Below are 14,500 nucleotides of genomic sequence, written 5' to 3' on the forward strand. Positions count from 1 at the left end.
AAATGTGCTATGATGATACCACGAATATTTCAGCAGATCGCAAAAGCGCGGGGCGCAGAGCGATCGGGTATCGGATAATGAATTTAAGGTGAATGAATATATGAGAGAACGGATCATGCGCCTTTCCAGAGGAATCGTGGACGCGGAGACGCCGAAGCTGTTCCTTGAACCTGCGAAGGTCGAGGAGACTCTGGGGAGCGATACAGTTTATAAAAGAGAACTATACCTGGCAAGCGAGAATAATTTGTATATCAAAGGTCTTGCCTACTCAAGCCACAGCCGTGTAAGGATCTTAAAGAGTGCCTTCGGAGGCTTAAGAAACCATATTGTCTACGAGGTCGACACCTCCTGGTGCGAGAACGGAGACCTGATCAGGGGAAACTTCACGCTTGTCACGAACAGCGGAGAACTGGAGGTTCCTTTTCTTTTTCGTGTCGAGATGATCGAGTCCGTCCGTGTCCTGTCAACCCTGAAGACGATGGAAGACTTTGTGGAGCTGGCAAAAAGAGATATGGATCTGGCGCTGCGACTTATGGAGTACCGGGATTTTACGGAAGCGCCGTTCTTTAAGGACCTGAAGATCCGCACGATCTATGAGGGATTGAAGGGACATGGAAACCGCCAGAATGCATTGGAAGAGTTCTTCCTGGCAGCAGGCGTGAAGGAGCCGATCGAACTGACTCTTTCGACGGCGAAAAAGGTCTACGACAGACCGAAGGATATCGTGAGCGATAAAGTAGTCCTCCGGAAGAACACTTGGGGATATATCTATATGGAAGTCCGTGCTGACGGTGATTTCATCGAGATCCCGAAAAAAGTCATCACTCAGGCGGATTTTGAGGATGACCGTCTGGATCTCCGCTTCCGGATCCATCCGGAGCGGATGCACCGCGGAAAGAACCTGGGTGCGATCCGTCTTCTCACGGTCCACGGAGATACGGTGATCCGGATCGAGGCGATGGGAGAGGAACCGGAGAAAAAGCGCGCCGAGGGCGAGATCAGCAAGGCCGGTGTCTGCCGGTATATGAAACTCCGCGAAGCTTATGAGAGCGGACTTTACGACAAAAAACTCGTTCTCGGAAAGATCCAGAATGAGCTGGATGCGATCCGCGGCGCAAACGGCGGTTCCGTGATCCTGTCCTTACTCCAGGCGGAGACGTATCTGGATGCGGGAAGACCGGATCAGGCAGCGTTATGCCTGGATGATTCCTGGGAGACGGTCGCGGCTCTGAGAGACCGTCTCGGAACACTTTACTGCTACTATCAGTACCTTCAGTACCGGTTGGAGCCGGATGAGGAGAAAAAGGACGCGGTGATCCGCCTGTTCCGGAAGAAACTGGAGGATGCCAACGGAAGATTTTATCTGCAGCTTTTACAGCTGAAAATGATGCCGGAGATGTATGAGGAGGAGGAAGCGCTCGCGGAGAGCTTTAAGATGCAGTATAAGAACGGCTGCCGCAGCCCGTTCCTCTATATCGAGACGATCCGGCTTTTCGGGAAGAACCCGGAGCTTTTAAAGACGATGGATGTCTTTGAGATCCACGCTCTCTACTACGGGGCGATGAACGGACTTGTGGGGGAGGAACTGGCGGAGCGGATCTGTGCGCTGGCGCCGGGGGCGAAATTCTTCCACCGCCTGTATTACAGACTGCTCGCAAAGCTTTATGAAAAGTATCCGACGAAGGAGATGCTGACTGCGGTATGCTGTCTCCTGATCAAGGGAAATGTCCGCGGAAAAGAGAGCTTTTCGTGGTATGAAAAGGGGATCAGCCAGGAGATCAGTCTCACGAGGATCTATGAATATTTCCTCTATGCGCTTCCGGATTCCTACGAGCAGATGATGCCGCGCCAGGTCCTTTTATACTTCTCCTACGAGAGCGCCCACCTGGACCAGAAGAGCCGGGCGGCTCTCTACGCGAACGTGGCTGCCTATATTCCTCAGGATGATCCGCTCTATAAAAAATACGAGCGCGAGATGGAAAAGTTTGCCATGGAGCAGCTGTTCGAGTCCCGGATCAATAAGAGACTCGCGGTGATCTACAAACATATCATCTACCGGGACATCATCGATGAACAGGTGGCGCGGGTCTTACCGGGGATCTTAAAGGCGAACCGGATCCGGGTCAAAGATTCGGCGATGAAATATGTGATCGTCTCCAACGAGATCCTGACCGGCGAGGACGCTTACCCACTGCAGGACCAGACGGCCTATGTGCCGCTGTTTTTTGAGGACAGTGTGATCATGTTCCAGGATACCTTCGGAAACAGGTATCTGGACGTGGAATATACGAAAGAACCGGTTCTCGACGAGAAAGAACTGGAAGAAAAATGCTTTGAGATGTATCCAGAGCACCCGATGTTAAAGATGAAGGCGTGCCTGGAGATCATGAAGAAAAAAGATCTCGATAAAGAGGATGTGACTGAGCTCGAGACGGCTCTGGACAACCTCCCGGTGAAACCTGCCTATCAGCAGAAGATGCTGACGAGGATCATTTCCTATTACCGCGCGGCTCTCTCAGGCGATGATGAGGTGATGGACGCGGAGGGCGGTGCGTATCTCTTAAAACTTGATAAAAAGACACTCTCCAGACCGGAGCGTGTGGATGTCTGCGAGACGCTGATCGTCCAGAGTTACATGGTCCAGGCCTACGAGATGATCAAAGAGTTCGGCGAGGAGCAGATCCGCGTGAAACGGCTTGCGGCCCTTGTATCCCAGCTGATCCTGGACCGGATGTTCGAGGAGGATGAGCTGCTTCTCCACCTCGCGGGCCGCGTATTCGCGGACGGTCACGGAGACAGCGTGATCCTTGATTATCTCTGTGAACATTATAACGGCAGCGGCGAATCCATGTACCGGATCCTTGCGGAGGCTGTGAAGACCCATGTGGAGACATACGATCTGGAGGAGCGCCTGCTTGCCCAGTACCTGTTCTCCGGCTGTGAGAAACATATGGACACGGTATTTGATCTCTATGCGTCGAGAAAAGAGACCAGCGATGTGATTGTGAAGGCGTACTTTACGGTGAAGTGTACGGAATATTTTCTGCGGGATGTCGTCCCGGGGGATAAAGTGTTTGCGTACCTGGAAGGCGCAATCCATGGGATGGAGCTTCGGAAAGTCCCGGAAATCTATCTTCTGGCACTGGCAAAATTCTACTCTGGCCAGGCATCCATCTCCGAGGAGCAGAAAGAGCTTCTCTCCCGGATGATGGATATTCTCTCCGCACGCGGCATGGTATTTGCGTGGTATAAGGATCTGGCGAGATATGTGGAAATGCCGGGCGAAGTCATGGACAAGGAGATCATTGAGTACCATGGACGGCCGGACGGAAGACCGATCTTAAAGATCCGGATCCTGCCGGATGAGGAAGAGTTCCATGAGGAAGAGATGAACATGGTCTATAAGGGGATCTATGTGCGTCAGAAGCTCTTATTTGACGGCGAGATCATGGAATACGAGATCTGGGAGAATGAGGACGGAACGATGGTGAAGAAGGCGGAGGGCGAAGTGACCTGCAGCGAACCGGCGACCGGGGACAAAGGCAACCGCTTTACGGCTCTGAATTCCATGAATCTCTATCTCGGAATGAAGGATGACCGGAAATTGAAAGAAAGCATGACAGAATATGTGACGGACAGTCAGATCGCGAAAAAACTGTTCCGTCTGGCGTAACGAGGACAAAGGAATGGAGAAACTGATCATTGGCATCGACCTCTGCGATAACTACACCCAGGCAGCTGTCCTGGGGCGTGAGGATGCGTGGATGCTCCCGACCGTCATCTGCAGAAAGAAGGCTGCGGAAGAGTGGTATGTGGGGGAAGATGCGTACAAATATACGCTGGTGGGCGAGGGAGTCATCGTTGACAAGCTCCTTAGCCTGGCGGCAAAAGAAGGAACGTCCACTATCGGAGGCGTGAAATACGGCGGAATGGAGCTGCTGCAGAGATTCCTGGGCAGCATCCTCGCCATGGTCCGGGCAGAGTACGGCGGGCAGAAGATCGACGAGCTGGTCATCAGCCTGAAAAACATGGAGATGAAGCTTTTAGAAGGTCTTACGGCCAGCGTGGAGGCCCTAGGCGTTCCGAAGGGATGCATCCATATCGCAAGCCACACGGAATGTTTTGTCCACTATGTGTTAAACCAGAGGAGAGACGTCTGGGGAGGCCAGGTGGGGATGTTCTCCCTGTCGGACGAAGATCTGCGCTACTATGAACTGAAGGTCACGAGAGGACCCCGCCAGATGACGGCCATGGCGGAGCACGAGGAGCTGGAAGAGGGCTTTAGCCTGAGCGTCCTGGATACAGGCTCCGGGGCAAAGATGGCGGATAAGATCCTCTGCGCCTGCGGGGAGCGTTTTCTGCAGAAAAAGATCTTTTCCTCGATCTTCCTGACGGGAAAAGGCTTTGCGAGAACAGACTGGGCGCCGGAATTCATGAAACAGATCTGCAACAGGAGAAGAGTCTTTGTGGAGACGGCTCTCTTTGCGAAGGGCGCTGCCATGAAGGCAGAGGAATACTTAAACGAGAGCGATTCCCCGTCATTTGTCTGCCTCTGTGAGGGCAAATTATGGTCCACGGTCTCCATGGAGGTCATGAAGCGGGACGCGAAGTCGGAGCTCGTCCTGGCATCTGCCGGTGAGAGCTGGTATGAGGCGAGAAGTGTGGTCGAAGTGATCCCGGACGGGGAACGTGAGATCACGTTCACGATCACGCCGCAGCAGGAGCCGAAAAAGAAACGCCAGGTGAAGGTTACCCTTGACGGATTCCCGGAGCGTCCGAATAAGACGACGAAGATCCGGGTGGCTGTCGGCTTCCTCGATGAGAAGACGATGGTGGTCAAGCTCACAGACCAGGGATTCGGGGAGCTGTTCCCGAAGACGGACGCGGTGGTCCGCCAGGAGGTGACGTTATGAGTCTGATTCTCTGCAGACAGGAGCCTGTGAAGATTCCTCTTTATATCGAAGATCTTGGGATCCATATCTATTCTTCCCAGGAGCTCTGCTATGTGATCTACAATAACCCGCTGCTGGTTCTGGAGGACTTTATCGACAGCCGCCTCACGGAGTTCCTCCGGAGTGAGCTGCGCATGCCGTTCCTCGCGGAGAAGATCGAAAAATGGATGGAGAGCCGCGGTGCGACGGAGGAGATCCTGTATCTGATCCTTCAGGAGTGCAACTATTATTCCCCGAAGGAGCAGGCTGCTTACCGTCAGACGGTAAACGGATTAAAGAAACTCACGGAGGAAGAATACAAGAAACGCCGTGCGGATTATTTTTACGGTCTTGATCTCTTCGGAAAAGCAGTCACGATCTACGAGCAGATCTTAGACGGGGCAGGACGCCATCTCTCCGGGGATTTCCGCGGGAAAGTCTGGAACAACATTGCAGCCTGCTATGCGAAGCTTTTCTGCTACCAGAAGGCGATGCATGCCTACGAGAACGCCTGGAATGCAAAGGCGGAGGCGGAGTATGTGAAGCGCATGTACTTCCTCACGGCGCTGAATCCGGAGCTTAAATTAAAAGATAAGTTCCAGGAGATGATCGGGGAGGATGACAAGGAAGTCTGGGATCAGGAAGTGAAGGAGGCAAGGGAAGAGGCGGAAAAAGCGCCGGAGACCTTAAAACTTGCCGCTGTGTTCGAGAAAGACCCGGCCGGCCGGATCGCGGCGGCGGGGGATGTGCTGAACCGCTGGAAGATGGAATACAGGAGAATGCTGTAAGATCATTTTCACGGGCAGAAGTTTTTGGACCGGAAAATCCTGTGTGATACAGGGACAGTGGTGGATTTTGCTGACTTTTTCCTTGACATTTTATCAGGATTCTACTATATTAGGAAAGAGCAGTCGGAAAATATTTGCGGCTGTGAAGCGAACCGGATGAAAGAAAGAGCCGGTCTGGGAAACAAGTGAAAAGCTGGGAAGAAGAGGAGTACATTTTTTGCGCCTCCAGAGAGAACTGTCCATTGGCTGGAAGACGGTTTGGGAATGCGGAAATGGAAGGTAGCTTCGGAGCCGGAGCAGTGAACGGAAAGTAGCTGTTCCCGGGGAGAAACCTCGTTAAGAACAAATGAGATACTGTCTGAAGGATCGGAAGGTCCTGGGGATGGTGAATAAAGGTGGTAACGCGGTGATTCGCCCTTTGCATGAATGTGCAGAGGGCGTTTTTGTTTTAGCGGGAAAGTCCGGCAGGATTTCCGGAAAAACAAAAGGCACCGGCAACAGGAGTACAAAACGATGACAAAGAAAGATTCCAAACAGAAAAAAGTACAAATCACAAACTGCGAGACCTGCGCCTTTTACACATATGATGAAGAGTATGGCTACTACGTCTGCGAGGCAGATCTGGACGAGGACGAGATGTCTGCGTTCCTTCGGGGAAGTGATTTTTCCTGCGGGTTCTACCAGCTTGATGATGAATATGCCATCGTAAGAAAACAGATGTAGAAAAGAATAAGGAGAAGACCATGAAAGAACTGGAAAAGACCTACAATCCGGCGGACATTGAAGACCGCCTGTACCAGAAATGGCTGGACAACAAGTATTTCCATGCAGATGCGGAGAGAGGAAGACGTGAGGGCAAGAAGCCGTTCACGATCGTAATGCCGCCGCCAAACATCACAGGACAGCTTCATATGGGACACGCTCTTGACAACACGATGCAGGATATCCTGATCCGTTACAAGAGAATGCAGGGCTACGAGGCACTCTGGCAGCCGGGTACTGACCACGCAGCCATCGCTACCGAGGTCAAGGTTATCGACAAGTTAAAGAAAGAGGGCATCAACAAGAACGACCTCGGACGTGAGGGATTCTTAAAAGAGGCCTGGAAGTGGAAAGAGGAGTACGGCACAAGGATCATCAAGCAGCTCCACAAACTCGGTTCCTCCGCGGATTGGGACAGAGAGCGCTTCACGATGGACGCAGGCTGCTCCGAGGCTGTTTTAGAGGTATTTACACGCCTCTATGAGAAAGGATATATCTATAAAGGATCCAGGATTATCAACTGGTGCCCGGTCTGCAAGACATCCATCTCCGACGCTGAGGTTGAGCACAAGGAGCAGGACGGCTTCTTCTGGCACATCAACTACCCGATCGTAGGCGAAGAGGGAAGATTCGTTGAGATTGCGACGACAAGACCGGAGACACTGCTCGGCGATACCGCCGTTGCCGTAAATCCGGAGGACGAGCGCTACAAAGACATCATCGGAAAGATGTTAAAGCTTCCGCTCACAGACCGCGAGATCCCGGTGATCGCAGATGAGTATGTTGACAAGGAATTCGGAACCGGCTGCGTAAAGATCACACCGGCTCACGACCCGAACGACTTCGAGGTCGGAAAACGCCACAACCTGGAAGAGATCTGCATCATGAACGACGATGCGACGATCAATGTTCCGGGCAAATACTTCGGCATGGACCGCTATGAGGCGAGAAAAGCCATGGTCGAGGATTTGAAGGAAATGGGACTTCTCGTGAAAGTTGTTCCGCACAGCCACAATGTCGGCACCCACGACCGCTGCGGCACGACCGTAGAACCGATGGTAAAACCGCAGTGGTTCGTAAAGATGGACGAGATGGCAAAACCGGCGATCGAGGCATTAAAGAGCGGCAAATTAAGATTCGTTCCGGAGAGCTTCGGAAAAACATATCTCCACTGGCTCGAGGGAATCCGCGATTGGTGTATCTCCAGACAGCTCTGGTGGGGCCACAGGATCCCGGCTTACTACTGCGAAGAGTGCGGTGAGATGACGGTTGCAAAAATGATGCCGGAGAAGTGCCCGAAATGCGGCTGCACACACTTAAAGCAGGATGAGGACACCCTCGATACCTGGTTCTCCTCCGCATTATGGCCGTTCTCCACACTCGGCTGGCCGAAGGAGACCGACGAGATGAAGTATTTCTATCCGACAGACGTTCTCGTTACCGGATACGACATCATCTTCTTCTGGGTCATCCGTATGGTATTCTCCGGACTTGAGCAGACCGGCGAGTGCCCGTTCAATACGGTCCTGATCCACGGCCTTGTCCGCGATTCCCAGGGACGCAAGATGAGTAAGTCCTTAGGAAACGGGATCGATCCGCTGGAAGTCATCGACAAGTACGGTGCAGATGCTCTCCGTATGACTCTTATGACAGGAAATGCTCCTGGAAACGATATGCGTTTCTACTGGGAGAGAGTCGAGGCGAGCAGAAACTTCGCAAACAAGGTATGGAACGCGAGCCGTTTCATCATGATGAATATCGAGAAGGCACCGGCAGGCGAGGCGAAGCTCAGTGACCTTACGGCAGCAGATAAATGGATCCTCTCCAAGGTCAATGATCTTGCGAAGGAAGTTACGGAAAACATGGACAAGTACGAGCTCGGAATTGCCCTCCAGAAGGTTTACGATTTCGTTTGGGAGGAGTTCTGTGACTGGTACATCGAGATGGTAAAACCGCGTCTCTGGAACGATGAGGACCAGACGAAGGCAGCGGCGATCTGGACATTAAAGACAGTCCTGATCAATTCCTTAAAGCTTTTACATCCGTTCATGCCGTTCATCACGGAAGAGATCTTCTGCAATTTACAGGATGATGAGCCGTCCATCATGATCTCCTCCTGGCCGGTATATAAGGAAGAGTGGAATTTCGCCGAGGATGAGCATGCAGTCGAGGTCATCAAGGAGGCTGTCCGCGCGATCCGTAATGTGCGTACATCCATGAATGTTCCGCCGAGCAGAAAGGCGAAGGTGTTCGTTGTGACTGAGGATGCTGATCTCACAAAGATTTTTGAGAACAGCCGTGTATTCTTCAGCACGCTTGCTTCTGCGAATGAGGTTGTGATCCAGAAGGATAAGACAGGAATCGGCGAGGATGCCGTATCCGCAGTGATCCCGAAGGCAGCGATCTATATGCCGTTTGCGGAGCTTGTTGATATCGAGAAAGAGACGGAGCGCCTGAAGAAGGAAGAGGAGCGTCTTACGAAGGAGCTTGCGCGTGTAAACGGAATGCTTGCGAATGAGAAGTTTGTGAGCAAGGCGCCGCAGGCGAAGATCGATGAGGAGAGAGCGAAGCTTCAGAAGTATACAGAGATGATGGAGCAGGTGAAAACTCGGTTGGCGCAGCTTGGAAAGTAAGTGATAGCGCGAAAGTGCTGATGATATAGGGGCAGCCGCAGGTGTTTATTACCTGTGGCTGTTCTGTTTTGAAGGGAAGGTTGTCTGAGAGGTTGGCGGAAGTACGCGGTGAGCGTCCGGACAGGAGTGCCCGGGGATGCGGGGATGGTTCCTCTAAGCTCCCGGGCGCTTTGCTCGGTGATGGCGGTGAATGTCCATGGGTGGTGAGTTTTGCTGGAATGCGTCGAATTGTTCCGACAGGTTCAGGTTGCAAATTTGATGAGAAACGGGTATCATATGTGAGGGAAGCAGGTCACGACGAGGAGGAGTTTTCTTGGAGTACATAACGATGCAGGAGGCGTGGGATCAGATCGAGGCAATCCCGGGGTATGCGAGGAAGAAGAGCGGGATCCCGAAGATACGGGAGTTTCTCGGGCTTTTGGGCGATCCGGACCGGAAGTTTCAGGTGATCCATGTTGCCGGGACGAACGGAAAGGGTTCGGTTTGTGCTTTTTTGACATCGATGCTCTGCGAAGCGGGAATCCCGTGCGGAACGTTTGTTTCGCCGCATCTGGTGGATATCCGGGAGCGGTTTCTGATCGGCGGGGTGATGGTCCCGGAGGCGGATTTTGTAAGGGCGTTTCTGGAGGTGCAGGCTGCCTGTGAGAAATGGACTGCGCGGGGAACGCTTCATCCTACCTACTTTGAGTTTTTGTTTTACATGGGACTTTGTATTTTCCGGAATGCCGGTGTGGAGGTTCTGGTCCTGGAGACGGGAATGGGAGGTACATATGATGTGACGAACGTGGTGGAGGATCCGCTTGTTTCGGTCATCACGTCCATCAGCATCGATCACACGGCGTTTCTGGGATCGACGATCGCGGAGATCGCGGCGCACAAGGCGGGGATCATAAAGCGGGGCCATCCTGTGGTATATGACTGCAGTTCTCCGGAGGCGGCAGCGGTGATTTCTGCGAAGGCTGAGGAGCTGGGAGTACAAAAGTTTCCTGTGACGCCGGAGACGGCAGGTCGCGGGATCCGAACCCATCTCGCGGGTATGGAGGCTGATACGGCTGCCCGGCTGGACAGAAATCTGTTGGAGCTGTCTTACCGCGGAAGAGATGTGCTGTTTGAGATCCCGTTTGAGGCGCCTTACCAGTTTATGAACGCGGCGCTGGCGATCCGGGCGTTAGATATCTCGGGACTTCCTGTGACACCGGAGCAGGCGAAGGCAGGGGTTCGGAAAGCAAAATGGCCCGCGCGGATGGAACAGATCTGTCCGGGCGTATACCTTGACGGGGCGCACAATGAGGATGGGATCCGGGCGTTCCTGGATGCGGCCTGCAGGCTGAAGAAATTGCGGGATCCGGATCATGTGAGGATCCTGTTTGCGGTCTCCGCGGACAAGAAGTACCCGGAGATGCTGGCTGAGATCAGAGAGCGTCTGCAGCCGGATTTCTGGATCCTTGCGAAGATGGAGTCCCATCGGACGCTTTCCGTCAGGGAACTGGAGGAGGCGGCAAAAGTGCTTGCCGATCAGGAATGCGGGAAAAAAACGGAAATCCTGGTTTGTCCGGATGTGAAAGAGGCGTTAAACCGTCTGTTCCGCATTCACGGGGAGCATGATCTGACTTTGATCGCCGGATCGCTGTATCTGGCGGGGGAAGTGAAGGAGTGTTTCGGGAACTCAGGCTGAGAAAAGTGATAACGGATGCTGCGGAAGATACGAAAGCGGCAGCAGGAGCGGCGGTCTCGTGCATGGAACGGACTGCAGCGATAAAGGAGAGACAGATATGATCAATTTTGAAGAAGAGATCGAGCGTTTTAAACCGAGTCTGGAGGTCGAGGCGGTCAGCGATGCGATTGTAAAGAGTGACCTCACAGATATGGCTGACATCATGATGGACATCATGAAGGATATCAAGAAGGAAAAGTAATATATGGATGAAATGCAGAAGATCCAGTACGCGGCGAACAGCTATTATAACCGTGGTCTGGAAATGGCAAAGGAGAGAAACCTTTCCGGGGCGGCGAGATTTTTAAAGCGCGCCCTGCAGTTTAATAAATACCACACGGATGCCAGAAACCTTCTGGGACTCATCTTTTACGAGATGGGGGAGACGTCGGATGCGCTGATCCAGTGGGTCATCAGCATCAATCTCCAGCCGGACAACAACCGCGCGGACCATTACCTTGACGAGGTGCAGAGAAAGCCGGGACAGCTGGAGATCGCGAGCCAGATGGTGAAGAAATTCAACCAGGCACTGTTTTATGCGCAGAATGACAGCGATGATCTCGCAGTTCTGCAGTTAAAGAGGATCGTCGACGAGAAGCCGAATTTCGTGAAGGCGCATCTGCTCCTCGCGCTCCTCTACATGGAGCACGGCGATTATGTGAAGGCGGGAAAGTCCCTGGTCAAGGTGCTCCAGATCGACAACAACAACGAGAAGGCCACCCGGTACATGGAGTATGTAAAAGAGCATACCGGAAAGGCGGAGGTGGAAAAGAGAAAGCTGAAAAATGCGTTCTCCCACCGGGAAATGCAGGATGATGATGTGATCCTGCCGCCGACTTATAAGGAGAATACAGGCTGGCAGTCGATCATCAATATCGGCATCGGTCTTGTCCTGGGCGCGGTCATGGTCGTATTCCTCATCATGCCGGCGAGAGAGCGGGCGCTCAATTATGAACATAATCAGGAGATGCAGTCCTACACGGATAAGCTGAATCTCGCAAACCAGGAGACGGACAAGTTAAAGCTCCAGGTGGAGGATTACCAGAAGCAGAAGGAGGACGCGGAAGGTCAGTTAAATGACCTGAAGGGGGATTCAGGAAGCACGGTAAACCAGTATGCGACACTCGCAAAGATCCTCGATGCGTACCGAAAAGGGGACATGAACACGGCGGTTTTAAGCTATGTGGACATGGATCAGTCGAAGATCACGGATGACAGTTCTGTGGCGATCTTAAATGAGATCAAAGCGGACATGGACACAAATGCCCCGGCGGTCCTTATGGCGGCGGCTGCTCAGTCCACAGCTGCCGGTGACTATGACACAGCGCTCCACTATTATGAAAAATACATGGAGATCGACGACAAGAACCCGGAAGTCATCTACGACATGGGCATGGTGTACAAGTCAAAGGGCGACACCGACAATGCGAACCAGATGTTCGGACAGGTCATCATGAACTTTGCGGATTCGGAGTTTGCGGAGAAGGCGAAGACGGAGCGGGGATACTAGAAATCAAATAAAAATGATCAAGAGACTTTACAGAAGAAAAGCTGTGAGGTCTCTTTTTGTTTGGCCGGAAATAATCAGATTATAGAAAAGGAGAGGAAGAACATATGGAAGATTCATTTGTATACGAGGCGAAAGGTCCGACACTCATCATTCATCTGCCGAAGGAGTTTGACCACCATAACTGCAGGAATCTGCGGTATGAGACGGATCTTCTGATGGCGGAAAATTATGTTTCCAGGATCATCTTTGATTTTACGCGGACGCGGTTTATGGACAGCTCCGGCATTGGGGTCCTCTTAAACCGCTACAAGCAGATGAAGGCGGGGCACACAAGCTTTTACGGCGCCTGCCCGCAGGTCATGCGCGTTCTGAAGGTTGCGGGGATCCTGGGACTGATGCACCAGTATGAGTCAAAGGAAGAAGCGATCTACAGCAGGGAGGTATAGGGATGGAGACGACGGTGAAGAATGTGCAGAATGGGAAAGGCGAGGAGACGGCGGCGTGTGAGACGATGGAACTCGTGATGGAGAGCCGGTCCGAGAATGAGGAGTTTGCGAGAGTTGTCGCGGCTGTCTTTGCGAGCCGCCTGGATCCGACCCTGGAAGAGCTGGATGACATCAAAACGGCAGTCTCGGAGGCGGTAACGAATGCGGTGATCCACGGATACCGGGGCGGGAAAGGGAAAATAACTCTCGCTGCGACAGCATGGGGGAAAGAGCGGCTGTTTTCCGTGACGGTCCGTGACGAGGGCGTCGGGATCGCGGATGTGGAGCAGGCGATGGAGCCGATGTTCACGACATGCCCGGAGGACGGTCGGTCCGGCATGGGATTTTCCTTCATGGAGGCGTTTATGGACCAGGTGGAGGTCGTCTCCGCGCCGGGAAAGGGAACCTCCGTCACGATGAAAAAGAAGATCGGCAGGTGACGGGATGGCGGACACTGCGGAACTTTTAAAATGTTCACACGCAGGGGATAAAGAGGCGAGAGACCGGCTCGTTATGGAGAATGCAGGACTTGTCTGGAGTATTGTAAAGAGGTTTGCGGGCCGTGGAACGGAAGTGGAAGATCTGTTCCAGATCGGAAATATCGGGCTCATGAAGGCCATTGACCGGTTTGACACAGAGCTTGGCGTCCGGTTTTCAACGTATGCGGTGCCGATGATCCTCGGGGAGATCCGCCGGTTTCTCCGCGACGACGGCATGATCAAGGTCAGCAGACCATTAAAGGAGCTTGCCGGGAAGGTAGGAGCGGCGAGAGAGAAGCTGGAAGCGGATCTCGGGCGGGAGCCGACCGTGGAGGAACTTGCAAAGTCCGTAGGGGCGAGCCGTGAGGAGGTGGCGGCATCCATGGAAGCCGGGGCGAGAGTCGGCTCCATCTATGAACCGTTTGATCCCGGGGACGGGACCGGCGGCTGTCTGGCCGATAAGATCGCGGAAAAGACATCGGAGAACGACCGCGTCCTGGACAGGATCGTTTTGTCAGAGCTTCTCTCTGACCTCGGGGAGCGGGAACAGCAGCTCATAAAGCTGCGCTATTTTGAAAACCAGACCCAGACTGCAATCGCATCCCGACTTGGAATTTCACAGGTTCAGGTGTCACGGCTGGAGAAGAAGATCCTGCGGGAGATGCGGGAGAGGATGATGGGGTGAAGGGGACATTATAGAGTGATTTAAGGAAAATGATAAGAGTGTATTGGCTGTAGCTGATACACTTTTTTGTTGGAACGAACAGCAGGTAAAGAAAGATCACATTTGCAGATCAGAATTGCAGTCAGAATAAATTTAAAATGCGAGTTTGTAAAGCATGGATACGAAAAAGTGCTGTATCGATTGTACTGTTCGCATTCCTATGGTATGATAAAAGAAGTGAAATACTGAAGATGAAATAGATAATGGTAAGAGGTGACAATATGGCAGTGTGCTATAAAAAACTTTGGAAAATGTTGATCGATAAAGATATGATAAAAAAGGATTTACGCCTGCAGACTGGTTTCAGCACGACAACTATGTCAAAGCTGTCTAAGGATGAAAATGTCAGTATGGATGTAATTGAAAAAATTTGTACTGTGTTAAATTGCGATGTTGGAGACATCATGGAGTTTATACCTGATAAAAAAGAGGAACAGTAGAAAAAGCGGATTCTTCGGAAACAGAAAGCGACTC

At 52.4% G+C, this 14,500-nt stretch carries 12 protein-coding genes and 1 other annotated feature; all 12 genes read left to right on the forward strand.

Annotated features, from left to right (window positions below; genetic code table 11):
• Nucleotides 1–100 precede the first annotated feature (100 nt).
• The gene (locus ACXMYH_RS07015) at nt 101–3,673 is read left to right on the forward strand and encodes a DUF5717 family protein (RefSeq protein WP_118531744.1); all 3,573 of its coding nucleotides are present in this window, start codon (nt 101–103) and stop codon (nt 3,671–3,673) included.
• Nucleotides 3,674–3,686: 13 nt separating this feature from the next.
• Nucleotides 3,687–4,913, forward strand: coding sequence for a DUF5716 family protein (locus tag ACXMYH_RS07020; RefSeq protein ID WP_118296843.1), 1,227 nt, complete (start codon nt 3,687–3,689; stop codon nt 4,911–4,913).
• Nucleotides 4,910–5,719 (forward strand): hypothetical protein, encoded by an 810-nt coding sequence (locus tag ACXMYH_RS07025; protein ID WP_118320898.1) that lies wholly within the window; start codon nt 4,910–4,912, stop codon nt 5,717–5,719. Before ACXMYH_RS07020 ends, ACXMYH_RS07025 begins: the two co-directional genes overlap by 4 nt.
• 186 nt (nt 5,720–5,905) lie before the next feature.
• Nucleotides 5,906–6,141, forward strand: a binding site (T-box leader).
• A gap of 91 nt (nt 6,142–6,232) precedes the next feature.
• On the forward strand, nt 6,233–6,442 hold the full coding sequence (locus ACXMYH_RS07030; RefSeq protein WP_021906052.1) for a DUF6472 family protein: 210 nt from the start codon (nt 6,233–6,235) through the stop codon (nt 6,440–6,442).
• A 20-nt stretch (nt 6,443–6,462) separates the two neighbouring features.
• The gene (locus tag ACXMYH_RS07035) at nt 6,463–9,114 is read left to right on the forward strand and encodes a valine--tRNA ligase (protein WP_118650249.1); all 2,652 of its coding nucleotides are present in this window, start codon (nt 6,463–6,465) and stop codon (nt 9,112–9,114) included.
• A gap of 313 nt (nt 9,115–9,427) precedes the next feature.
• Complete coding sequence (locus ACXMYH_RS07040; protein ID WP_486555772.1) at nt 9,428–10,789, forward strand: bifunctional folylpolyglutamate synthase/dihydrofolate synthase; 1,362 nt, start codon at nt 9,428–9,430, stop codon at nt 10,787–10,789.
• Between the two features lie 97 nt (nt 10,790–10,886).
• Complete coding sequence (locus ACXMYH_RS07045; protein WP_015554816.1) at nt 10,887–11,030, forward strand: hypothetical protein; 144 nt, start codon at nt 10,887–10,889, stop codon at nt 11,028–11,030.
• A gap of 3 nt (nt 11,031–11,033) precedes the next feature.
• Nucleotides 11,034–12,338 (forward strand): tetratricopeptide repeat protein, encoded by a 1,305-nt coding sequence (locus tag ACXMYH_RS07050; RefSeq protein WP_329752020.1) that lies wholly within the window; start codon nt 11,034–11,036, stop codon nt 12,336–12,338.
• A gap of 104 nt (nt 12,339–12,442) precedes the next feature.
• The gene (locus tag ACXMYH_RS07055; protein ID WP_015554814.1) at nt 12,443–12,784 is read left to right on the forward strand and encodes an anti-sigma factor antagonist; all 342 of its coding nucleotides are present in this window, start codon (nt 12,443–12,445) and stop codon (nt 12,782–12,784) included.
• 65 nt (nt 12,785–12,849) lie between these two features.
• Nucleotides 12,850–13,263 carry an anti-sigma F factor gene (spoIIAB, locus tag ACXMYH_RS07060; RefSeq protein WP_486555855.1) on the forward strand — a complete coding sequence of 138 codons (414 nt, stop codon included), beginning with the start codon at nt 12,850–12,852 and terminating at the stop codon, nt 13,261–13,263.
• 4 nt (nt 13,264–13,267) lie between these two features.
• Entirely contained in the window at nt 13,268–13,987 is a 720-nt protein-coding gene (locus ACXMYH_RS07065) for a SigB/SigF/SigG family RNA polymerase sigma factor (protein WP_329752019.1), read from the forward strand.
• Nucleotides 13,988–14,247: 260 nt separating this feature from the next.
• Nucleotides 14,248–14,466 carry a helix-turn-helix domain-containing protein gene (locus ACXMYH_RS07070; protein WP_118320908.1) on the forward strand — a complete coding sequence of 73 codons (219 nt, stop codon included), beginning with the start codon at nt 14,248–14,250 and terminating at the stop codon, nt 14,464–14,466.
• Nucleotides 14,467–14,500: the final 34 nt, after the last annotated feature.

It is taken from the genome of Pilosibacter sp. NGB245, assembly GCF_057397225.1.

Excerpts from the sequence above, each read along its gene's own strand:
- ACXMYH_RS07035 (WP_118650249.1), top strand. The coding sequence starts at position 6,463 with ATGAAAGAACTGGAAAAGACCTACAATCCGGCGGACATTGAAGACCGC.
- ACXMYH_RS07030 (WP_021906052.1), top strand. The coding sequence starts at position 6,233 with ATGACAAAGAAAGATTCCAAACAGAAAAAAGTACAAATCACAAACTGC.
- spoIIAB (WP_486555855.1), top strand. The coding sequence starts at position 12,850 with ATGGAACTCGTGATGGAGAGCCGGTCCGAGAATGAGGAGTTTGCGAGA.
- ACXMYH_RS07070 (WP_118320908.1), top strand. The coding sequence starts at position 14,248 with ATGGCAGTGTGCTATAAAAAACTTTGGAAAATGTTGATCGATAAAGAT.
- ACXMYH_RS07065 (WP_329752019.1), top strand. The coding sequence starts at position 13,268 with ATGGCGGACACTGCGGAACTTTTAAAATGTTCACACGCAGGGGATAAA.
- ACXMYH_RS07015 (WP_118531744.1), top strand. The coding sequence starts at position 101 with ATGAGAGAACGGATCATGCGCCTTTCCAGAGGAATCGTGGACGCGGAG.
- ACXMYH_RS07055 (WP_015554814.1), top strand. The coding sequence starts at position 12,443 with ATGGAAGATTCATTTGTATACGAGGCGAAAGGTCCGACACTCATCATT.
- ACXMYH_RS07050 (WP_329752020.1), top strand. The coding sequence starts at position 11,034 with ATGGATGAAATGCAGAAGATCCAGTACGCGGCGAACAGCTATTATAAC.
- ACXMYH_RS07025 (WP_118320898.1), top strand. The coding sequence starts at position 4,910 with ATGAGTCTGATTCTCTGCAGACAGGAGCCTGTGAAGATTCCTCTTTAT.
- ACXMYH_RS07045 (WP_015554816.1), top strand. The coding sequence starts at position 10,887 with ATGATCAATTTTGAAGAAGAGATCGAGCGTTTTAAACCGAGTCTGGAG.
- ACXMYH_RS07020 (WP_118296843.1), top strand. The coding sequence starts at position 3,687 with ATGGAGAAACTGATCATTGGCATCGACCTCTGCGATAACTACACCCAG.